Annotated in this window: 24 protein-coding genes; 7 read left to right on the top strand and 17 right to left on the bottom strand. The window is 70.2% G+C overall.

Going from position 1 to position 20,671, the window contains the following annotated elements; genetic code table 11:
- Positions 1-18: 18 nt before the first annotated feature.
- Positions 19-705 carry a mycofactocin biosynthesis peptidyl-dipeptidase MftE gene (mftE, locus tag BTZ20_RS06305; RefSeq protein WP_077040776.1) on the bottom strand — a complete coding sequence of 229 codons (687 nt, stop codon included), beginning with the start codon at positions 703-705 and terminating at the stop codon, positions 19-21.
- 84 nt (positions 706-789) lie between these two features.
- Between mftE and BTZ20_RS06300 the strand changes: the two genes are divergently transcribed.
- Together BTZ20_RS06300 and BTZ20_RS06295 are read left to right on the top strand one after the other, a co-directional pair.
- Entirely contained in the window at positions 790-1,395 is a 606-nt protein-coding gene (locus tag BTZ20_RS06300) for a hypothetical protein (protein WP_083742551.1), read from the top strand.
- 24 nt (positions 1,396-1,419) lie between these two features.
- Positions 1,420-1,989, top strand: coding sequence for a histidine phosphatase family protein (locus BTZ20_RS06295; protein ID WP_077040775.1), 570 nt, complete (start codon positions 1,420-1,422; stop codon positions 1,987-1,989).
- Positions 1,990-1,995: 6 nt separating this feature from the next.
- Here the strand turns inward: BTZ20_RS06295 and BTZ20_RS06290 are convergent, their stop codons facing one another.
- From BTZ20_RS06290 to mftA, 6 genes are read right to left on the bottom strand one after another with little or no spacing between them, the layout of a single operon-like run.
- Positions 1,996-3,948, bottom strand: coding sequence for a mycofactocin system FadH/OYE family oxidoreductase 2 (locus tag BTZ20_RS06290; protein WP_077040774.1), 1,953 nt, complete (start codon positions 3,946-3,948; stop codon positions 1,996-1,998).
- Complete coding sequence (locus BTZ20_RS06285; RefSeq protein ID WP_077040773.1) at positions 3,945-5,906, bottom strand: mycofactocin system FadH/OYE family oxidoreductase 1; 1,962 nt, start codon at positions 5,904-5,906, stop codon at positions 3,945-3,947. Before BTZ20_RS06285 ends, BTZ20_RS06290 begins: the two co-directional genes overlap by 4 nt.
- A 23-nt stretch (positions 5,907-5,929) precedes the next feature.
- Entirely contained in the window at positions 5,930-7,105 is a 1,176-nt protein-coding gene (gene mftD, locus BTZ20_RS06280; RefSeq protein WP_077040772.1) for a pre-mycofactocin synthase MftD, read from the bottom strand.
- A gap of 35 nt (positions 7,106-7,140) precedes the next feature.
- Positions 7,141-8,358, bottom strand: coding sequence for a mycofactocin radical SAM maturase (gene mftC / locus BTZ20_RS06275; RefSeq protein ID WP_077040771.1), 1,218 nt, complete (start codon positions 8,356-8,358; stop codon positions 7,141-7,143).
- 41 nt (positions 8,359-8,399) lie between these two features.
- Positions 8,400-8,690 carry a mycofactocin biosynthesis chaperone MftB gene (gene mftB, locus BTZ20_RS06270; protein WP_072750956.1) on the bottom strand — a complete coding sequence of 97 codons (291 nt, stop codon included), beginning with the start codon at positions 8,688-8,690 and terminating at the stop codon, positions 8,400-8,402.
- The gene (gene mftA, locus BTZ20_RS06265) at positions 8,675-8,773 is read right to left on the bottom strand and encodes a mycofactocin precursor MftA (protein WP_072750957.1); all 99 of its coding nucleotides are present in this window, start codon (positions 8,771-8,773) and stop codon (positions 8,675-8,677) included. Before mftA ends, mftB begins: the two co-directional genes overlap by 16 nt.
- Before the next feature lie 89 nt (positions 8,774-8,862).
- Between mftA and mftR the strand changes: the two genes are divergently transcribed.
- Complete coding sequence (mftR, locus tag BTZ20_RS06260; RefSeq protein ID WP_077040770.1) at positions 8,863-9,504, top strand: mycofactocin system transcriptional regulator; 642 nt, start codon at positions 8,863-8,865, stop codon at positions 9,502-9,504.
- A 169-nt stretch (positions 9,505-9,673) separates the two neighbouring features.
- Entirely contained in the window at positions 9,674-10,729 is a 1,056-nt protein-coding gene (locus BTZ20_RS06255) for a ferredoxin--NADP reductase (RefSeq protein ID WP_077040769.1), read from the top strand.
- Positions 10,730-10,780: 51 nt separating this feature from the next.
- On the opposite strand, the gene BTZ20_RS06250 is transcribed toward BTZ20_RS06255, so the two are convergent.
- Positions 10,781-11,518: a DNA alkylation repair protein gene (locus tag BTZ20_RS06250; RefSeq protein ID WP_077040768.1), complete on the bottom strand. Its 738-nt coding sequence runs from the start codon at positions 11,516-11,518 to the stop codon at positions 10,781-10,783.
- A gap of 122 nt (positions 11,519-11,640) precedes the next feature.
- Here BTZ20_RS06250 and BTZ20_RS06245 point away from each other — a divergent pair, with 122 nt between their 5' ends.
- Positions 11,641-12,012, top strand: a complete 372-nt coding sequence (locus tag BTZ20_RS06245) for an SPW repeat protein (RefSeq protein WP_027500601.1) — start codon at positions 11,641-11,643, stop codon at positions 12,010-12,012.
- Between the two features lie 135 nt (positions 12,013-12,147).
- Positions 12,148-12,771: a TetR/AcrR family transcriptional regulator gene (locus BTZ20_RS06240; RefSeq protein ID WP_077040767.1), complete on the top strand. Its 624-nt coding sequence runs from the start codon at positions 12,148-12,150 to the stop codon at positions 12,769-12,771.
- A 9-nt stretch (positions 12,772-12,780) separates the two neighbouring features.
- Here BTZ20_RS06240 and BTZ20_RS06235 read toward each other — a convergent pair whose 3' ends face one another.
- From BTZ20_RS06235 to BTZ20_RS06225, 3 genes are read right to left on the bottom strand one after another with little or no spacing between them, the layout of a single operon-like run.
- Positions 12,781-13,533 (bottom strand): glutamate racemase, encoded by a 753-nt coding sequence (locus BTZ20_RS06235; RefSeq protein ID WP_077040766.1) that lies wholly within the window; start codon positions 13,531-13,533, stop codon positions 12,781-12,783.
- Positions 13,534-13,542: 9 nt separating this feature from the next.
- Positions 13,543-14,418 (bottom strand): SDR family NAD(P)-dependent oxidoreductase, encoded by an 876-nt coding sequence (locus BTZ20_RS06230; RefSeq protein WP_223263652.1) that lies wholly within the window; start codon positions 14,416-14,418, stop codon positions 13,543-13,545.
- A 33-nt stretch (positions 14,419-14,451) separates the two neighbouring features.
- Positions 14,452-14,931, bottom strand: coding sequence for a MarR family winged helix-turn-helix transcriptional regulator (locus tag BTZ20_RS06225; RefSeq protein WP_077040765.1), 480 nt, complete (start codon positions 14,929-14,931; stop codon positions 14,452-14,454).
- 99 nt (positions 14,932-15,030) lie between these two features.
- Between BTZ20_RS06225 and BTZ20_RS06220 the strand changes: the two genes are divergently transcribed.
- Positions 15,031-15,888 carry an alpha/beta fold hydrolase gene (locus BTZ20_RS06220; RefSeq protein ID WP_077040764.1) on the top strand — a complete coding sequence of 286 codons (858 nt, stop codon included), beginning with the start codon at positions 15,031-15,033 and terminating at the stop codon, positions 15,886-15,888.
- 14 nt (positions 15,889-15,902) lie between these two features.
- Here the strand turns inward: BTZ20_RS06220 and BTZ20_RS06215 are convergent, their stop codons facing one another.
- From BTZ20_RS06215 to BTZ20_RS06190, 6 genes are all read right to left on the bottom strand, one after another.
- A complete protein-coding gene (locus BTZ20_RS06215; RefSeq protein WP_077040763.1) occupies positions 15,903-17,006 on the bottom strand; it encodes a thiolase C-terminal domain-containing protein in 1,104 nt (367 codons plus the stop codon).
- Positions 17,003-17,458 (bottom strand): Zn-ribbon domain-containing OB-fold protein, encoded by a 456-nt coding sequence (locus BTZ20_RS06210; RefSeq protein WP_077040762.1) that lies wholly within the window; start codon positions 17,456-17,458, stop codon positions 17,003-17,005. Before BTZ20_RS06210 ends, BTZ20_RS06215 begins: the two co-directional genes overlap by 4 nt.
- Before the next feature lie 9 nt (positions 17,459-17,467).
- On the bottom strand, positions 17,468-18,667 hold the full coding sequence (locus BTZ20_RS06205) for an NAD(P)/FAD-dependent oxidoreductase (protein ID WP_077040761.1): 1,200 nt from the start codon (positions 18,665-18,667) through the stop codon (positions 17,468-17,470).
- Between the two features lie 156 nt (positions 18,668-18,823).
- Entirely contained in the window at positions 18,824-19,525 is a 702-nt protein-coding gene (locus BTZ20_RS06200) for an SDR family NAD(P)-dependent oxidoreductase (protein ID WP_077043528.1), read from the bottom strand.
- A gap of 55 nt (positions 19,526-19,580) precedes the next feature.
- Positions 19,581-20,069 carry a hypothetical protein gene (locus tag BTZ20_RS06195; RefSeq protein ID WP_083742550.1) on the bottom strand — a complete coding sequence of 163 codons (489 nt, stop codon included), beginning with the start codon at positions 20,067-20,069 and terminating at the stop codon, positions 19,581-19,583.
- On the bottom strand, positions 20,066-20,527 hold the full coding sequence (locus tag BTZ20_RS06190) for a hypothetical protein (RefSeq protein ID WP_083742549.1): 462 nt from the start codon (positions 20,525-20,527) through the stop codon (positions 20,066-20,068). The genes BTZ20_RS06195 and BTZ20_RS06190 overlap by 4 nt, the downstream gene beginning before the upstream one ends.
- Positions 20,528-20,671: the final 144 nt, after the last annotated feature.

Raw genomic sequence — 20,671 nt, 5'->3', positions numbered from 1 at the left:
TCGTATTCGGATCTGCTCTCACCGCAACATGCCTTTGCCATCTGGTTGCCATCGCAACACCGCCGCAACACAACGTGCCAGCATCTGCTCGAACATCAGTTCACCCTCGGCCGCACTCGCCCCTGTCGGATCGCCGAGCACCCCGTTCGCGCTGACGGACGCGATCCCTCCTGCCCGCAACCGGTCCATCAGCGCACCGATCGGTTCGGTGACACCCGGTTGCGCCCTGTCCATCCGCACGTCACCTGGCGAAAGGTGCAGCAGCAGGGAGGTTTCAGTGCGCCCCGCGTGGGCATCGGCCCCCGGCACCGCGCAGGGCAGCCAGGCGACATCCCTGCCCTCGTAGCGCAGCAACGCGACCGCCTTGGCGAGGGTGGGTGCGTTGCCGCCGTGCCCGTTCACCAGCAACACGCGCGGAGACCAGCGACACGCCGAACGCCCGTACTCGACGACCACCGCCTCGAGCGCGGACGCGCCCAGCGAGACCGTTCCCGCGAAGCCCTCGTGCTCACCGCTGGCCCCGTAGGCGATGGCGGGGGCGACCGTCATGCCGGGCAGCGACCGCGCCACCGCGACCGCGATCCGGGTGTCGGTGTCCAGTGGCAGGTGCGGCCCGTGCTGCTCGACCGAACCGACCGGCACCGCGATGGCGGGCGCGTCGGCGTCGATGTCGGGCCAGGTCGCGCCCGCGAGGTCCATTGGCATGCACCGATGCTATTCCGGCGGGAGTCGCCTGCGATCCGGCGACTACGATCGGTGTCACCACAGGACCCTCGGCTGGAGGATGACGTGACGCTGGACCGAATGCCGCTCAAAGGATTTGGCGTCGTCAACTTCGAACTCATGCTGCTCCGCCGGATGCACGACCATCAGCCGGCCCTGGTCGGGGCAGCCCTCAAGAACCTCGGCAAGAGCGCCACCGACCTGCGCGCCGCGCACGCCCAGTGGCAGCGCGGCCTGCGGGGCGGCTTCCCCGGTGGCGCGGCGCGGTATCGACTCGCCCTCGGCAAGCCCGCCGAGGTGAGCTCGCGCACGGTGCCCATGGTCGGCGAGCTGGCCGTCGAGGCCTGGCCGATGCCGCTGTGGCCCGGACTGCAGTTCCAGATCACCTTCGGGCCGGGCGGGGACGTCGTCGACGAGCGGTTGGCCAGGATGGCCGACTCGGCCGCGCCCGCCATCGCCTCGGTGGCTGACCTACGACCGTGGCTGCTGGTCATCGACGACGTCGAGTCGGCCTGCTCCCCGGTCTGTTACCGGATGTCCGGCGGTGCCGTCGCCAGCCATGCGGCCGCCGCCTTCACCACTCCGGACGGTGCGGCCTGCGAGGCGCAGTTCTCCTGGGGCCTGCTCCAGTACGCCGCGGCCGCCGATACCGGGAACCAGCAGGCGGACTGACCGGCCGAACGGCAGGATGACTCCATGGCCGAAAACGAGGCGATGCGTGCGACGACGATCATGCTGATCCGGCATGCGGAACGACCGGAGGGCGACGAGCCACCCTTCGGCGTGGACCGCGCCGGCACCCGGTGCGACGAATCGCTCACCCCGGTCGGCTGGCAACGCGCCACCGCACTCGCCGCGCTCTTCGCGCCCGACGACGGCCTGCCACCCACCGGGCTGGTGCGCCCGCGGTCCCTTTTCGCCTCGACGCCGCGCAAGAAGGACGGCAGCAAGCGCTCCCTGCAGACGATCTCGCCGCTCGCCGACAAGCTCGGCCTCGAGGTGGACACCGACTTCGGTCGGTCCGACGTCAAGGCACTCGCCAAGCGGGTGTTGCGCACCCCCGGCCCGGTCCTGATCTCCTGGCAGCGCGAGTACCTCCCCGAGATCGTCGATGCGCTCGGCGAGGTCGATTCCACACCGCCCGACCCGTGGCCCGAGGACCGCTTCGACGTGATCTGGCTGCTCACCCGGAGCGGCGCGCAAGGCTGGGTGTTCAGCCAGCTGCCGCAACGCCTGCTGCCGGGCGACCGCGCCACCGGCATCTGACACCCGTCAGAGCGCGACGGCCACCCGGTGGCCCTCCCGCACCGCCGCGTCCGCTCGCCGCGGGGTCAGCGCGTCACCGATCCGGTGAACCTCGAACTCGCTGCCGGACAACTGCTTCCAGAGTCGGTCCTCGGGCTGCTGGTGCACCGCGCACACCACCCAGTCGAACTCCGACTCGGAGGTGATCCCGGTCGGATGATGCAGCAGCGCGACCCTCACCCCCTCCCCAGGCGCGTCGGAGACCGCCATCGGCACCAGTTCCGTGAGCTGCGCTATGCCCTTACGGTGCGCCCTGCGCTGCCATCCCTCCATGTCCAGCGTGAGGCCCAGGTCCTGGCCGACGATCATGCCGTTGGTCGCAACCGTCACCACACAGCCACGCTCGGCCAGCGATTCGGCGACCGACGTCGCCTGATGGAAGCCCAGCTCGTCGATCACGAGCACCCGGCCGCCTGGTTCGACCCGGCCCTCGAGCACGTCCCGTACGTCCACCACCCGCGCCGACGCGCCCGCCCACACCGGCCGTCGCGGCCGGGCCCCGGTCGCGACGATCACCGCGTCGGGCGCCAGCGACCGGAGCAAATTCGCGTCCACGTCGACGCCGGTCCTGACCTCGACCCCGGATCGCGCGCATTCCGCCTCGAGATTCCGGACCAGCTCGCCGAACTCGGCCCGGCCCGCCGCACCCGCCGCGACGCGGACCTGGCCGCCGGTGCGGGCGTCCCGCTCGAACAGCGTCACCCGGTGACCGCGCTGCGCGGCGGTGGCCGCAGCCTGCAACCCGGCCGGTCCGCCACCGACAACGCACACCCGCAGGCCGCGCCGTCGGGGCATCGGCAGCGACACCGATTCCCTTCCTGCCCTGGGATTCTCGACGCAGCCTAGCCAGCGGCCCAGACCGACCCTGCCGATGCATTCCTGGTTGCAGGACAGGCAGGTCCGGATCTCGCCGGATCGTCCAGCCGCGGCCTTCGCCGCGAAATCAGGGTCCGCGATCTGCCCGCGCACGACCCCGATCAGGTCGCAATGGCCCTCCTCGATCGCGAGATCCGCCTGCTGCGGGTCCGTGAACCGGCCGACGCCGATCACCGGCAGCGTCACCCGTCTGCGGATCGCGTTCGGGATGAACAGGGCGTACCCGCGCGGCACCGCCATGGAGCCCTCGATCAGGTGCAGGGTCTGTGTCGCCATGCCGATCGAGGTGTTGATGTAGTCGACCTGCCCGCAGGCCTCCACCATCGCGGCGACCTCGACCGCCTCGTCGAGATGGATGCCGTTCTCGATCAGCTCCTCGCCGGTCAACCGCACGCCCAGCACCGGTTCGGGTCCGAGTGCCGCGCGCACCGACGCCACGATCTCGAGCAGGAATCGGGCACGATTCGCCAGGGTGCCCCCGTACCGATCGGTGCGCCGGTTTGTGTCGGGCGAGAGGAAGGCCCGCACGATCGATGCCTGCGAGCACTGGATCTCGACGCCGTCGAAGCCACCGCGCCTGCAGTGCTCCGCTGTCGTTGCGAATCCCGCGACCAGCTCCTCGATCTCGGCCGGGTCGACCGCCTTCGGCACCTCGCGGAACAGCGGGTCCGCCACCGGGCTCGGCGCAAGAACCGGCTGCCGCGAGTACATCCCGGAACCCTGCCCGCCGTTGTGGTTGAGCTGGGCCAGGATCACCGAACCGTGGGCGTGCACCGCGTCGGTGAGCTGTCGGTAGTGCGGGATCACCTCGGCCCGGTACCCCTGGATCAGCTTCTCGTACGGCCAGTCCGACGGGTGCGTGCTGTGTTCCTCTGTGATGATCAGGCCCGCTCCGCCCTTGGCGCGCGCCTCGTAGTACGCGATGTGCTGTTCGGTGGGCAGTCCGCCGCGGGCACTGTTGGTCAGGTGTGCCGAGAACACCACCCGGTTACGCACGGTCAGCCGCCCAAGGGGCAACGGGGTCAGCAGGTGTCGGTGACTCATAGCCGCACATCCCGGCGAAAGGCCACCGCTGCCGCAACCCGGCCCTCCCGGATCGCCTCTGCTGCGGTTCGCGGCGCCAGGCAGTCCCCGATCCGGACCGATGCGACCGACGGCCGGACCAGGGATTCCTCGGGAAGTCGGTGTGTGCAGTCGATCAGGGTAGCGGCGGCCTGCAGCCTCCGCTCGCCTGTGTGGACGTTCTCCAACAGGACACCGCCCGCGGCGATCGAGCGAACGGTCATGCTCAGGTGGCGCGCGATGCCTGCCCGCTGCAGCCGGGCATTGGCGGCGGAGAGGTCGCCGGTCCGGCCCAACTGAACGCCGACGACCTGGTCCGGTGTCGCGATGGACACCTCGCGGCCGCGGGCGACGAGCCATTCGGCGACCGCGACGGCGACCTGGTCCCCCACCGGGTCGAACACCAGGATCGGACCGTCCCGCAACGGCTTTCCGGCCAACACCTCCGGAGGACCCACGATCTCGACGCTCGCGTGGCGGTCACCGGGCCACGGGTTCGGCACGCTTCCTGTCGCCAGGATCACCGCGTGGCCCGCGGATCTCGCCGCGTCGATCTCCTCGGCAGTGATCGCCCGGCCGGTCTCGACGTGGACGCCCAGCCGGCGGCATTCGGACTCCAGCCAGTCCACCAACGTCGCGAGCGAGTCGCGACCGGAACCGACCGCGGCGACCCGCAGCATGCCGCCGAGCCGGGAACCGCGCTCGGCGAGCGTGACCCGGTGGCCGCGCAACGCCAGCACTCGCGCGGCTTCGAGCCCCGCGGGCCCGCCACCGACGACCAGGACGTCACCCGGCTCCGGGGCAGGCGACCCCTCGTCGGGATCGATGCTCTCGTGCCCGGACGACGGATTCCCGACGCAGGTGATGATCGGATTGCGGGGGTCGCGGACCTGACAGGTCTGGTTGCAGAGCAGGCACGGCCGCGGCGCGGCCTCGGCCTGCTGCCGGGCCTCGCCGCTGCGGCGCGCCTTGACCACCAGGTCCGGTTCGGCGATCTGTGCGCGGGTCATCTCCACTGCGTCGGCGACGCCGTCCGCGAGCGCGCGCTCCGCCTGTCCGGCCTCGATCACGCTGCCCTGCAGCACGACCGGCACCGCGCCCGCCACCGCCGCACGGATCGACGAACACAGTTTCACGTTGAACACCGGCGCCGTGTGTGCGTCCGGCCGATATGCCTCCACCGACATCGGACCGCCGCGGACGACCACCAGCAGGTCGAGCGATTCCGCCAACTCGCGGGCCTGCCGTGCGGCGATCTCGGGGGTGATCCCCGCCCAGGGCGCGAGTTCGTCGCAGCTCAGCCGCAGCGACAGCACCCGGTCGGGACCGAGCTCGCCGCGGACCGCCTCGATCACCTCGCGGGTGAGCCTGAGCCGGTCCACGCCGTATCCGTCGCCGCGCAGGTTGGTCAGCCCGGAATGGAACTGCCGCAGCAGCGACCGCGGTCCCGCGTCGAGTTCGACCCCGTCCATCCCGGCATCCATGGCCGAGGCCGTGGACGATCGGAATCCCGCTATCAGCGAGTCGATCTCGGCCCGTTCCATCTCCATGGGCAGCTCGCGGGTGACGACGTCGGCCACGCGCGAGGGACCCCACAGCGCCGACTGCGAGTGCGCGCTCGAGCCCTGCAGCCCGGTGTGGCCGAGTCCGGCCAGCACCAGCGTCCCGTGCGGCCTGCACGCGGCCACGATGTCCCGCCAGCCGGGACCGCAGTCCGCGGCCAGCGGCGCCCGCTCGTACGGCCAGTCGTCGGCGTGCACCGAGGCGACCTCGGTGACGAGGATGCCGGCGCCGCCGCGCGCCCGTCGCTCGTAGTACGCGACGTGACGCCCGGACAGGGCACGGTCGCTGCCCAGGTTCGTCTCATGGGGCCCGAACAGCACCCTGGACCGGGCGGTGCGCCCGGCCAGGGTGAGTCCTTCGAGCAACCGCTGCGTCACGACCTGCGACGCCTACACCTGGCTCAGAGGCCGAGCGGGCGGGCGAATCCCGGCGGGATGACGATGTCCGCGGCGGTCAGGTCCTGCACGGACGAGTGCCCGAGACCCAGTAGCGCCGAATCGATTCCACCGCGGAGGATGTCGAGCACGTTCTCGACACCTGCCTGGCCGTTGGCCGAAAGGCCCCACAGGTAGCCACGGCCGATCATCACCGCGCGGGCACCGAGGGCGACCGCCTTGACGACGTCGCTACCGCGCCGGATGCCACCGTCGAGCAGCACCTCGATCTCGCTTCCGACGGCCTCCGCGATCGCGGGCAGCGCCCGGATCGGTGCGGGGGTGCCGTCGAGGTTGTTGCCGCCGTGGTTCGACACCGAGATCGCGGTGACGCCCGCGTCGGCCGCGCGCTTGGCGTCGTCGACCCGCATCACGCCCTTGAGCATGAACGGACCGCCCCACTGCTCACGCAGCCATGCGACGTCCTCCCAGGACGGCAGCGGCGTGCCCATCCACTCGCCGTACGCGCCGAAGAAGGTCGGGGGCTGCTCGCCGGGCGCGGCCAGGTTCGGGGTGGTCAGGTCCGGCACCCGGCCGGTCTTCGCGAACTCCCACAACCACTTCGGCCGGGTGATGGCCTCGGGTGCGAACCGGACCATGGCCTTGAGGTCCATCTTCTCCGGGATCGCCGGGCTGCCCCAGTCGCGTCCGTGCGAGAACGACCAGTCCAGGGTCATGATCAGCCCGGTCGCCCCGGCCGCGCGCGCCCGTTCCATGCGCTGCAGCAGCACCTCCCGGCTGCCGACCCAGTACATCTGGAAGAAGGTCTGCGGGTTGGCCGCCGTCACCTCTTCGATCGACTTGCTCGCGAACGAGCTCAGCCCCATCGCGATGCCGCGGGCGGCGGCGGCCCTTGCGACGGCGACCTCGCCGTCGGGGTGCACGGCCTGCACGCCGGTCGGCGAGATCAGCACCGGCATCGAGATCGGCTGTCCCATCACGGTGGTCGACAGATCACGCTTGTCCGACAGCCCCGCGACGTGCGGGGCGAATCCGAGCTCACCGAAGGCAGAGGTGTTGTCGTCGAGGGTCAGGCCCTGCTCCGAACCGGCGATCAACGCGCCGTACACCGACTTCGGCAGCCGCTTCTTGGCCCGCCGCTGCGCCTCGGCAACGGTTTCGAACCAGGCATTCTTGGCCATCACTGAACCTTTTCTACTGAGGTGAACAAGTCTCGTTAATTCATTCCCGCGAGGGGGTTCTCGTCGCAGACCTTGGCCGGCGGGCGCACCATCAGCTGCAGCGGGACGGGTGCCCTCGGGGTGCGACGGTTCCCGGTGCGGGAGTGGTCGACGCTCGACTTGGGGATCTCGCCGCGGGTGCCCGCGAGCGCGGCCTCGCCGTAGCCCTGCACGCACTCCGGGTCCGGGCCGTCCATCGGCAGGCCGGTGAAGAACTTGGCCGCCATGCAGCCGCCGCGGCAGGAGTCGTAGTGGTCGCACTTGCTGCACGCGCCGCCGGTCTGCGGGGAACGCAGCTCGGTGAACAGGTCGGAGTGCTGCCACACGTGCTGGAAACCGCCGTCTGCCACGATGTTTCCCGCGAGGAACTGCTCGTGGATCGCGAAGGGGCACGCGTACACGTCGCCGACCGGGTCGATCAGGCACACCACCCGTCCGGCACCACACAGGTTCAGGCCGGGCAGCGCGTCGCCGTAGGCGGACAGGTGGAAGAACGAGTCGCCGGTCAGGACCCCTTCGCCGTTCGCGACGAGCCAGTTGTACAGCTCGCGCTGCTGCGGCTGCGTCGGGTGCAGCTCGTCCCAGACATCGGCGCCACGGCCGGACGGCCGGAGCCGGGTGATCCGCAGCGTCGCGCCGTACTTGTCGGCGAGCGCCTTGAACTCGTCGAGCTGGCCGACATTGTGGCGGGTGACGACGACGGAGATCTTGGCGTCCTTGAAGCCCGCCTCGGCGAGATTCTCGAGCGCACGGACCGCCATCGCGAAGGAACCGGGGCCACGAACCGCGTCGTTGACCTCCGCGGTCGCGCCGTCGATGGAGATCTGCACATCGACGTAGTCGCTGGCCGCCAGCCGCGCGGCGACCTTCTTGTCGATCTTCACACCGTTCGTGGAGAACTTGACGCCGACCTGGTGCTCGGTGGCGTAGTCCACGAGCTCCCAGAAATCGGAGCGGACGGTGGGCTCGCCGCCGCCGATGTTCACGTAGAACACCTGCATCCGCTGCAGCTCGTCGATGATGGACTTGCACTGCTCGGTGCTCAGCTCGCGCGGATCGCGCCTGCCGGAGGACGACAGGCAGTGCACACACGAGAGGTTGCAGGCGTAGGTGAGCTCCCAGGTGAGGCAGATGGGCGCGTCGAGTCCGAGTTCGAACTGGTCGACGAGCCGGCCGACCGGGGCGGGTGCGGGGCGATCGAGCATGGAGGTCATGGGCTGTGTCCTCGAGAAGTGGGGTGGCGGATCAGGCGAGCTCAGGCCGCGGACGCGCCGGGCACGATCATCTTCGAATCGGCAAGCGTGGCGAGCGCACGGGCGTAGGTGTCCACCTGCGCCTCGTCGATACCCGCCGCGCGGATGGCGGTCCTGGCGTCGGGATGGTCGGGCAGGGCCCGCACGATCTCGACGATGGTGCGGTTCTTCAGGAACGAGAGCTTCCTGGTCCCAAAGTGGTAGAGCAACGCCCCGAAAGGTTCGGGGCGCAGCGCCACCTGCGGGTGAAGCTTCCACCCGGTGTCGAGATCCACGGTCAGTACACGCCGCACATGCCGTCGATCGAGACCTCTTCGACCAAGGCCTCCTCGACGAGCTCGGTCCCGGCAACGACGCTTTCGCGATGCTCAGACATCTACATACCTCCTGTGTCAGGGTTGGCGTCAGTCACGGCGATCGGTTCGCTGTGACTCGGCTCACCACACTAATGGCATCGAGTGCACAATGAAAGGTCCGGAGGGGAAATTGACGCAGGCCGATAACAAACCCGCAGGTCGCATAGGTCGTCGGCCGTCGACGACGCGCGATCGGATCAGCAATATCGGCATCGAGCTGTTCGCCGAGCACGGTTTCGAGGAGACCAGCGTCGATCAGATCGCGGAGGCCGCCGGTATCGCCAGGCGCACCTTCTTCCGCTACTTCCCCTCCAAGAACGCGGTGCCGTGGGGCGACTTCGACCTGCATCTGGCGAACATGCGCGAGCAGCTCGCGGAACTCCCCCGCGACATCCCGCTGGCCGAGGGCCTCGCCTCGGCGCTGCTCGAGTTCAACAGCTTCCCGCCCGCCGTGGCCGCGCTGCATCGCAAGCGGATGGAGATAATCCTGCAAGCCCCGGCGCTGCAGGCGTATTCGATGGTGATGTACGACGGCTGGCGCGGCGTGATCGCCGACTACGTGGCCGACCGGATGGGCTGCCGACCCGGCGACCACCTGCCCCGCACGATCGGCTGGATGGTCCTCGGCATCGCCCTCTCGGCCTATGAGCAGTGGCTCACCGACGACTCCCTCGAGCTGCCGGATCTGCTCCGCACCGGGAGCGAGGTCCTCTCCCACGGGCTCGGCGCCTCCGCTGCCACACGCGACTGACCAGCCCGATCGCCACGCCCGGGGTGGCGCAGCCGACCATCCCTGAGCTGCCCCATCCCGATTATCGGGATCGCCCCTCTGCAATTTACGATCCACCTGGTTGCATGTTTTCCTGCTACATTTGAAAACTAGAACACGTTCCAGATTCACCCCGAGAGGATCCGCCGCGATGACCACCGTTGACATGCCGCACAGCTCCAGGTCGGTTGTCCTCACCGTCTCCGGGGTCGTCGAGGAGACCTCCGACGCCCGGTCGCTGGTCTTCACCGTCCCGGACGAGCATCGCGGCAAGTTCGACTACAAGCCCGGCCAGTTCCTCACCCTGCGCATCCCCAGCGACCAGACCGGTTCCGTGGCCCGCTGCTACTCGCTCGCCAGCTCGCCGTTCAGCGACGCCGAGCCGAAGGTCACCGTGAAGCGGACCATCGACGGGTACGGCTCCAACTGGCTGTGCGACAACGTCAAGGCAGGCGACACCATCGAGGTGCTGCCCCCGTCCGGCGTGTTCACCCCCAAGTCGCTCGACCACGACTTCCTGCTCTGGGGCGCGGGCAGCGGGATCACCCCGGTGATCTCGATCCTCAAGTCCGCGCTCACCGAGGGCACCGGCAAGGTGGTGCTGATCTACGCCAACCGCGACGAGAAGTCGGTCATCTTCGCCGACGAGCTGCGCGGCCTCGCGGCCCAGTACCCGACCCGCCTGACCGTCGTGCACTGGCTCGAGTCCCTGCAGGGCCTGCCGACGCCCGACCAGTTCGCCACCCTCGCCAAGCCGTTCGGCGGCTTCGAGTCGTTCATGTGTGGCCCCGGCCCGTTCATGGACACGGTGCACAAGGCGCTCGCCGAGGCGGGCGTCCCGCGCACCTCGGTGCACGCCGAGGTGTTCAACTCGCTCGCGGGTGACCCGTTCCAGGACGTGGCGCTCGAAGAGGTCACCGAGGAGGAGGCCGCGGACGCCGCCACCGTCGAGGTGCAGCTCGACGGCGAGACCCACACGATGAGCTGGCCGCGCAAGCAGACCCTCGTCGACATCATGCTGTCGAAGGGTCTCGACGTGCCGTACTCCTGCCAGGAGGGCGAGTGCGGGTCCTGCGCCTGCACCGTGCTCGAGGGCAAGGTCGAGATGGAGAACAGCGAGATCCTCGACCCCGAGGACATCGCCGCCGGCTACATCCTCGGCTGCCAGGCCCGCCCGGTCACCGACCACCTCAAGATCGAGTTCTAGGCGGCTTCGCCGCCCGTGCGCGGTTACCGAGTCCCCACACTCGTCGAGCGCTCACGGGCGGCGTAGCCGCCTGTACCGCGCGCGGGTGTCCGCGTCCAGGTGCTCGGTGGCGTAGCTGAGCGCGGTCGCGCCCATCGCGGCGGCGTGCTCGTCGAGGAACCCCGTGAGCAGCTGCCGGTCCACCCGCTTGCCGACCTCGCGCAGCATCCAGCCGAGCGCCTTCTGGGTGAGGTCGCGCCGGTCCTCGAGCAGGCGCGCCGCCAGCTCCAGAGTGGTGGTCGCGTCGCCTCGGCGGATGAATCCGAACGTCGTCAGCAGTGCCACCCGGCGCCGCCACAGATCGGGGTCCGCGCCGAGCTCGTGGACCAGGTCTCGCGGCCGGTCGAACAACCAACCGCCCAGCACCGTCACCGCCGAGGTGTCGACCAGGTCCCAGTTGTTCACCCGACCCCGGAGCACGGCGGCCAGATAGAAATCGGCGATCCGCTCGCGCTCGGCCTCATCGCGCGTCCGCACCCCGGAGGCCCGCGTGAACCGGCCGTTCAGGATCACCAGCGCGGCCAGGCGGTGCTCGTGCACCTCGCTGTCGAGCAGCGCGTCGACCTCGGGCAACGGCAGGTCCGCGAACCGCTTCGCCACCGTTCGGGTGGCGGGCACCCGAACACCGATGAAGACGTCACCCTCGCCGTACTCGCCCGGCCCTGTCTTGAAGAACCGCTGCAGCTCGACGCCGTCGGCCGGGCTCGACACCTGCGCCAACGCCCTGGTCACTGCCTCCGCATCGTCCATGCCCCGACCTTGCCAGACTGCAGGGGCGGGCGAATCCGAACCGACGCCCCACAGCTATTGATCGGCCGGTCAATCAGGGTTATACCTGAGGTAGCGGGGTTCCCTCGTCGAGGAGGCAGGAAATGAAGGCAGCAATGGCTCGGTGGCAGGATTGGGCCGCCGTGGTGATCGGCGTGGTCGTGGCGCTGTCCCCGCTGTGGATGGACACGAACGACGCCGCGATGTGGTCGATGATCGTGCTGGGTGCACTGGTGGCGGTCGCCGGGTTGGCGCACATGATGTCGGCAGAGATGCCGGCGCTCCCGTGGGCGATGGGCGTTCTCGGCGTGCTGATGTTCCTCTCTCCGTGGGTGATGGGCTTCGCCGACATGGCAGGCGCCGCCTGGACCTCATGGATCGGCGGAGTGCTGACGGTGCTCACGGCGATGGCCGCGATGCCGGAGGGCTCGAGGCTGCACATCGGACACGGCGGCGGATTGGCGACGCATCACTGACGGACCGTCGATCCCTGACAGAATCAAACAACAGTCCCGAGCTGGAGCGAAGGCCGTCCGCCTCGCTCCAGCCGGTCGGATATCCGGGCTCGGTCGGACGATCGCGCCTGACGAAACACGTGTGGAGGCAACCGAATGCCAGGTCCGCGCCAACGCCGGACCGCAAGCGTGGACGGTGACGCGAGGGAGTTGATCCTCGACGCCGCCGAGGAGCTGATCGCCGAGTCGGGCTTCGACGCGACCTCGACCGCGGCCATCGCGAAGCAGGCGGGCGTGCCGAAGGGCCTGGTCTTCTATTACTTCCCGACCAAGTCGGCGATCCTCACCACGCTCATCGCCGAGCGACTGCCCGCGGAACCGCTGGCCGACGTCGCCGGGCTGGTGGTCACCGGCGAACCGGAGTCCACACTGGTCAACCTCGAGGCCGCGCTCAACCTCAGGGACCACCACTCCTCGGTGATGCGGGTGATCATCTGGCGCGAGGCGGAGACCCACCCCGCGGTTCGCGCGCACCTGCGACGATTCCGCACCTACCTGCACGATGCGACCGTCGAAGTCCTGCGCGCGAGCTCGCCGGTGGCGGTGTCCGCTCGGGTACTCGATTCCTGCGCGACCACCTGGGTGGCCGCGATGTTCTCTGTCGCCAGCATCGACCGGCTCCGCGATCTCGACGGCGCCCGTGAGCACCGCGAGGATCTGGGTGGCGTCGCTCGCGTTGTGGCCGCGGGCCTCGAACAGCTCGGCACCGCCGGGGCATAGCGACGCGAGCTAGCCGAGCAGCCTGCCGGCCTCGAAAGCCGCGGCGCCTTCGGGCAGCTCCCCCGGCCTGCCACTGAGCAGCACCTTCACCGAGCCGCTTCCGCTCGCGTCCCTGCCGAGCGCGTCGATGCGCCGGAGCGTCTGGGCGGCGACGGCCTCCGCGCTGTCGAAGAGGGTGACCCCTGCGGGCAGCTGGTCCGCGATCTCCTCGGCCATCAGCGGATAGTGCGTGCAGCCGAGGACCACCCCGTCACAGTCCGCCGGGGTGCGCGCCACGGCGTCCGCGATCGCCTGCTTCGCCAGGTCGGTGTCGCCCAGGTCGATCGCCTCGGCCAGCCCGTGACACGCCACCCCGACCACGGCTGTGCCGTTGGCGAACCGCTCGATCAGGTCGGCCTGGTACCGGCTGGCGGTGGTGGCCGCGGTGGCCCAGATCGCGACCGAGCGACTGGCCGCCGCCGCCGGCTTGATCGCGGGAACGGTCCCGATCACCGGGATCGCGTCGCCCAGCCGGTCCCGGACATGGTCGAGTGCGGTCACGCTTGCGGTGTTGCAGGGCAGCACGACGACCTCGGCGCCCAGGCCAACGGCGTGCTCGGCCGCCCCGACCACGCGATCGATCACCCACTGCTCGGGCTTGGGCCCCCAGTGCGCGCCGTCCGGGTCGAGTGAGAGCAGCAGGTCCAGTTCGGGGCGGAGACGCCGCAGCCAGGCCGACGTCGGCAGCAGCCCCAGGCCGGAGTCGATAAGCGCAACAATCACCCGACAAATCTATCCCGACGCCGCTGACGGGCCGTCCCCCATCCCACCGACCCGCGCTATCCGGTCCTCCCACGCTCCTCGCTCAGGCGCCGAAACATCTCGTTGACGCCGACCTTCCCGCGATCCGCTCCGCGAGACGGGGGCCAGCGCGGCGAACGACAGCAGCGGGCGGATCGGCGCGCCACTCTCGATGACCTCGGGCAGGTCACGCCGGATCGCCCTCACCACCTTGCCCGCCACCTTCGACGTGGTGGTCTCGCCGATCAACCGGTTGGATCGGAAACCGCGCTCGACCATCCGCTGGTACATCCCGTCGCCGCCGATGAATCCCGGGCACACCACGGAGAATCCGACCGGCGACTGCCCGTACTCGGCACGCAGCGATTGGGTGAGCCCGATCAGGGCCGCCTTGGTCGCGGCGTACGGCTCGCAGAAAGCCGGCCCGAACTTGCCCGCCATCGAGCTGATGAACACGACGTGGCCGCGCCCGCGTTCCAGCATGCCCGGCAGTACATATCTGGTGAGCAACATCGGCGCCGAGAGGTTGACGTCGACCATCGCCCTCAGCTCCTCGGGAGTGAGCGTGGTGAACGCCGCGACGTTCTCGACGCCTGCATTGTTGACCAGGACGTCGATCGGGCCGAAGGATCGCTCGGCGCGTTCGATCAGGGCCCCGGTCGCATCCAGGTCCGCGAGGTCGGCCGGTACCGAGTCCGCCCGCGCCCCGGTCGCCCGCAGGGCCAGCACCGCGGCGTCGAGGGCGTCCACCCGCCTGCCGGTCAGCACGACATCCATGCCCTCACCGGCGAGCGCGCGGGCGATAACGGGGCCGAGCCCACCGGTCGCCCCGGTCAGCACCGCGACGCGGCCTCGCAACGCTTCCATGGATCCGAGCCTTCTCCGGCCACGGACCGGATGTCAACGGCTCCCCTCGGTGCCGCCCGCCGCGGATCCGACCGCCTCGTTCATCGCCCCGAGAAATCGGGTCACCGCGGCCAGCTCGGCCTCGTCGAACTCCCCGACCGAGGCGATCATGCGCCCGATCAGCGGTCCGAAGAACGACCAGCCCAGGTATTTCGCCTGTTCCTGCACCCGCAGCAGCACCCGGCGGCGGTCGCCCGGGTCCGGTGTCCTGCCGATGTGGCCCGCCCGTTCCAACCGGTCGAGCAGGGCGGTGGTCGCCGCCGAGCCCAGGCCCAGCTGCCCGCCCAGCCAGCCCGGCGTCGCGGCGATCCCGGCCCGGTCGGCATCGAGCAGCGCGATGAGCGCGCGGAGGTCGGTCGCGTGCAGGCCGTTGCGGCTCGCGAACGCGGCGCCGAACCGGTCCAGCTCGACGGTCAGCCTGCGCAGCTCGTGCACGAGCTGCAGTGCCGCGCCTGGGTCGTCGGTCGCGCTCACTGCCCTGCTCCCACGATCACTCCTTGAAACATATCTCTCGATAAGCAATTATCTCAATCATCGAGATTATCTGATACCGAGAGAAACCGGGGGCGGTCCATGGACGACGACACGCAGATCCGCACGAAAGGCCGGTTCGACGCCGCCTACGACACGGTTCTCGCCCGCTGGGGCGGGGTGACGGTCCTGGAGACCACCTCCGAATTCGGCGTCACCCGCGTCCACGCCTGCGGACCGACAGGGGCGCCTCCGGTTCTCCTGCTCCACGGCGGCGGCGCCACCTCGACCGCCTGGTTCGCGGTCGCGACCGCGCTCGGCCGGACGCACCGGGTGTACGCCCCGGACCTGATCGGGGACGTCGGACGCAGCGTGCCCGGCGACCGGCGACCCCGCACGCCCGCAGACCTGATGACGTGGCTCGATGCCGTGCGCGCCGAGCTCGGCGTGCCGCGGGCCACGCTGATCGGACACTCCTACGGCGCGTGGATGGCCCTCGCCTACACTCTCGGCCACCCGGATCGGGTGGACCGGCTCGCCCTGCTCGACCCGTCGAACTGCTTCTCCGGACTGCGGGCCGGCTATGTGCTGCGAGCGCTCCCGATGTTGCTGCGCCCCAACGAGAGCCGAGTCCGGCGATTCATCGAGTGGGAGACGGGTGGGAGGGCGATCGACCCGGACTGGCTGACCGTCTACGCGCTCGGCGCCTCGGGATCCCCGCGGCCGCGGACCGTGCTACCGAAGCGGCCGTCCACGACCGCGCTCGGCGAGCTGCGGGTCCCGACCCTCGTTGCGCTCGCCCGGGATTCGCGGGCGATCGATATCGATCGGGTGGCCGCGGCGGCGCGCGGAACCCTGCCGGACGTCCGGATCGAGGTCCTGCCGGACAGCAGTCACCACAGCCTGCCCGGCCACGAACCGGACGAGCTGACCACGATCCTCGCGGATTTCCTTTCCTGACTGCTCTTCTCGCGTCAGCGCACCAGCAGCATGCAGCCCGCGACGGTCGCGCCGCCGATGCCGACGACGGCCACCTCGGGCGGGCCGTCGAGCTGGGCGGTCGACTCGCCCCGTAGCTGGGACACCGCCTCCGCGACGAGCTCCAGCGCTGCCGATCGTCCCAGCCCCAGCTGGCCGCCGTGCGGGTTGAGCGGTAGCGCGCCCGCTCGTGAGATCCGCTGCCCCCCGGCGGCGAACGCGCCCGCCGCCCCCGGCGCACAGAACCCGAGCGCCTCCAGCCACATCAGCGCCAGAAAACTGAACTCGTCCTCGAACAGTGCGACGTCCACATTCTCGGGGACGAGTTCGGTATCCTCCCAGAGCCTTTCGCCGGCATCGTGGATCGCCATCCCCGTCAGATCGGCACGCTGCTCCCACAGCGGGCTCACGTTCCGCGCCGCCGCGACGGCCTCGACCGTGACCGCGGGGCCGGGCAGATCCTCCGCCAGCTCGCCCGGGCTGATCAGCACGGCCACCGCCCCTCCCGCGGGGAGCGCGCGGTCGTACTCGCAGAGCGGGTCGGCCAGCATCGGGGCGTCCAGGTACTCCCGAAGCCCGAGGCCCCGCCCACCGTTTCGGCCCGCGGTCAGCGCGATCTGGGCCAACTCGACCCGGGTGAGCCCGAACGCCTCGATGTAACTGCGTGCCGCGAGGGCGGTCGTCACCAGCTCCGTTCCGGCCCCATAGGGTTCGTGCCACTGAGCCCACCCGGACACCGACGGCCTGCCGGCGAAGCGCCGTGCGGCGGCCCGCGCGGGCGACGGCGGGTCGCTCGCCTCGATACACAGCACGTGGGTGGCAAGGCCGGAAATCACCGCCGCCACCGCGGCCGAGACCGCGGCCAGCACGCCGAGCCGATCTGATTCCGCTGTGCGCCAGGAGAGTTCGAGGCCGAGGGCGTCCGCGACGTCGACCACGTCCGGCAGCCCGCAGGTGACGAGCCCGTCGACAGCGCCACCGGTCAGGCCCGCATCTGCCAGCGCGCCGCGGGCGGCCATGGCTGCGACTCGAACATCAGCGGAGTCGGCTCCGCGGGGCACCCGGCCGATCCCGCTGACCACGGCCCCGCGGGTGATCACGACACTGCCTCCAGCCGATCCTCCGGCAGCTCCAGCTCCTCGATCTCCGCGAACGGAAGCCAGAAGTCGCCGCCGAGATGTTCGAAGTACAACCGGATCGGCGTGTCCACGCGCAGGGCGCCCGGCTCGGTCCCGGTCAGGCCCAGCAACAGCCGGATCCCCTCCTCGAGCTCGACCACGGCGACAAGGTAGGGGCTCGGCTGTGTTCCCGGGTCACTCCGCAGGCTCCGCTCCTCGTGAACCTCGGTCCAGGTGAGCAGCACGCCCTTTCCCGTGACCGGCTCGACCGTGAAGTCGGCCGACCAGCAATGCCTACAGCACCGCGACGGCGGGAACGACCAACGCAGGCAGTGCACGCACCGCCGCACCGACAACCGTCCGGACGCGCCCGACGTCCAGTGCGCGGCGGTCAGATCCGTCAGCTCAGGCAGCGCCCGCTGGTCATGGACCATACATTCACGTTAGACGCCCGCAGCCTCGATCACCTCGGTGATCGGCACGCCACTCGCGATCTTCGCCCTGGTCTTCATCACCGCTCCCGCGAGACCGCCGCCGACCACGGCGACGAGAACGCCGTCGCGCTCGTAGTACGCGAGGAACTTGCGGCCGTCGTCGCGGACCAGGTGCACGGTGTCCGTTGCGGACGGCTCGCCGAGCGCCTGGATCTTGATGTCGTACTGATCGCTCCAGAAGTACGGGACCTGGCCGGGTCCGGTGGGCGCATCTGCGCCGACCAACGCCAGGGCCAGTGCCTTTGCCTGGTCACCCGCACTGGTCCAGTGCTCGACCCGCCGATGACCCTCGGGATGGCGCCATGCGGCGACGTCACCGACCGCCCACACGTTCGGGTCGCTGGTCCTGCCGCACTCGTCGGCGAGCACGCCGCCGCCCGCGCGGGGCTCGGCGACCTGCACGCCCGAGCCGTCCAGCAGCTCGGTGACCGGGACAGAGCCGATGCCGATGACCACAAGGTCGGCCGCGACCTCGGTGCCGTCGGAGAGCACGGCGCCGGTGACCCGGCCCTCGCCGAGCAGGGCGGTGAGGCCGACCCCGGTACGCAGGTCAACGCCCTCCTCGCGGTGCAGCCTGGCCACGAGGCCACCGATCCGCTCGCCGAGCACGGAGGCCAACGGGGTGGGCTGCGGCTCGATCAGGATGACGTTCATGCCGCGCGCGCGCATGCTCGCGGCGAGTTCACACCCGATGAACCCGGCCCCGACGATGAGGGCGGTCCGGTCGGCGGCTAGCTCGGAACGCAGCGCCATCGCATCCTCGAACGAACGCAGCACGTGCACGCCACCCAGTTCGGCGAGCCCGGGGATCCGGCGCGGGACCAGCCCGGTGGCCACCACCAAGTGGTCGTAGTCGACGGTCGATCCGTCGGCGAGGGTCACGGTGCGGGCGCTTGTGTCGACGCCGGTCGCGGCCGCGCCGAGGCGCAGCTCGATGCGCTGCTCCTCGAAGAACTCGGCAGGCTTGAGGGTGACGTCGTCGCGCTCGCCGCGGACGACCTCCTTGGACAGCGGGGGCCGGTCGTAGGGCAGGTGGGGTTCCGCGCCGATCAGCATCAGTTCGCCGTCGAAGCCCGCCCGCCGCAGTTCCTCGGCGGTCCGCAGACCGGCCAACCCGGCACCGACGACGACGACCCGTCCAACGCTCATCCCGCTCAACCTCTCACCCGATGGATCGTTGTGCGCCCAGGTGGGCCACGCACACTTCATACCAAACTGACACGTGTTCTAGATAGCGTGCCCTAAGGAGCCGAGGAATGCCACACCCCGAGATCGCGCCGGGCGACAGGGACGGCGCGAAGACGCTCAGCCGACCCCGGGAACCGGGACCTGGGCGCCGGTCATCGCGGCCGAGGACTCGCCGATCAGGAACGCGATCACCTCGGCGATCGCCTCGGGTGCGACCCAGCCCTTGCGGCTCGACCCTGGCTGGCTCGCCCGGTTGCCGGGGGTGTCGATCACCGAGGGCAACACCGCGTTCGCCCGGATGCCCTCGTCGCGGTACTCAACGGCAAGGGCGCTGATGAAAGCCCAGACCGCGGCCTTCGACGTGACGTAGCCCGACGCACCTGAGAAGGGCGCGAAAGCCGCCTTGGTGGACATCGCGACCACCGACCCGCCCCCCGCGTCGATCATGAACGGCAGCGCCGCCTGGGTGCACAGGTACAGCGGGCGCAGGTTCATCCGCAGCATCGCCTCGAAGTCCTCGATCGGGCTCTCGTGGACCCGCGGGCCGCTCGCGAAGCCGCCGACCAGGTTCACCACCGCGCGCAACGGCGCCTGCTCGTCGCCTCCCGCCAGGGCCGCCACCTCGGCGACACCCGCCGGGTCGAACAGGTCGGCGCGGGTGAGGACGAGCCTCGGGTGCGAATCCAGACGCTCGAGTTCCTTCTCCGCGATCCACGGAACCACCACGCGCCACCCGTCCGCGAGCAGCCTCGTGGTGACCGAGACCCCGAGCCCGCCGGTGCCGCCGGTCAGGAGCACGCTCCGTCCTGATTCGGTCATGGTCCGCATCCTTCCAGAGTTGTTGTCGAGGTTGAACTCTCGCGCGCGGGCCCGATCACCTCGCGTCGAACTCGGAGATCAGCCAGCGACCGTCCACCTTCCGCAGCGCCACCTCGGCACCGACGCTCGTGTCGACCGGAGTCTGCTCCGCCGCGGACGTCGTCGACTGCTCGAGGAACACCAGCACCTCGGCGCTGTCGTCGGCAAGGGAGGTCAGTCCGGTCCCGGTGACCGTGGCGGTCGCGGTGATCTTCTTGTCCGTCGCCGCGGGCACGATCACCCCCTGCGCGAGCCGGTCGTGGTAGTCCCTGAACTCCCCCGTCAGCAACTCGCGCGCGGCCGCCATGTCCGCGAAGACGGTCTCCGGCGTGTAGGTCAGGAGCGCCTTCGCGCCGTCCGCCGCAGCCTGCTGGACCTCGGCCCTTGCCCGATCGTCCACCCGCTGGTCCGGCCGGTACTGGGCGAAGTACAGGAATCCGGCCAGCGCCGCCAGCACCGCGGCCGCGGCGGTCAGACCGAACATCAGCCTTCGCTGCGCGCTCACGACAGGTACTCCACCCTCGAGATCTTCGACTGTTCCCGATCGACGGTCACCCGGAGCCGCTGGACGCGCTGCTGGTCCTGCGCCCCCGTTCCGTTGCTGACCCGCGACGCGACCTGCACCAGAACCGTGGCGGAATCCGCCGCCTCCGTCTCGATTCCGGCGGCGGCCGACTCACCGACACTGGTCACCTTGGCGTCCCGCACCACCGTGATGAAACCCTGCGATCGCCGATCGAAATCGTCGTAGAACTCGCCGGTCGCGCCGTCGAGCACCCGTTGCACGTCGGCCTCGGCATTGTTGTGGTCGATGGTGGTCAGGTTCAGCGCGCCCTCCCTGGCGACCCGCAGATAGGTCTCCCGTTCGGACTGCAGCTCCGACGCCGAACTGTGTTGCCAGAGCATGACTCCACACGCGGTCGCCAGCAGCACGGCGACCACGGCGAGCAACGCCGTTCCCACCGCGAGCGCTCCCCGCGGCCGGGATCCGGTCGCGACAGCGGGCGACGCGCCCCCGCGGGATCCGCATCCTGAACTCCTGCCATCGGGTCAATTCCTTCGTCGACGGTGCGGTGGACTGCTCCACGTTAGGTGAATCGGCGCACG

This window comes from Rhodococcus sp. MTM3W5.2 (assembly GCF_001984015.1).
GTDB classification, from domain to species: Bacteria; Actinomycetota; Actinomycetes; order Mycobacteriales; family Mycobacteriaceae; genus Rhodococcus_G; species Rhodococcus_G oryzae.
This window is presented reverse-complemented; position numbering and strand designations above follow the sequence as displayed.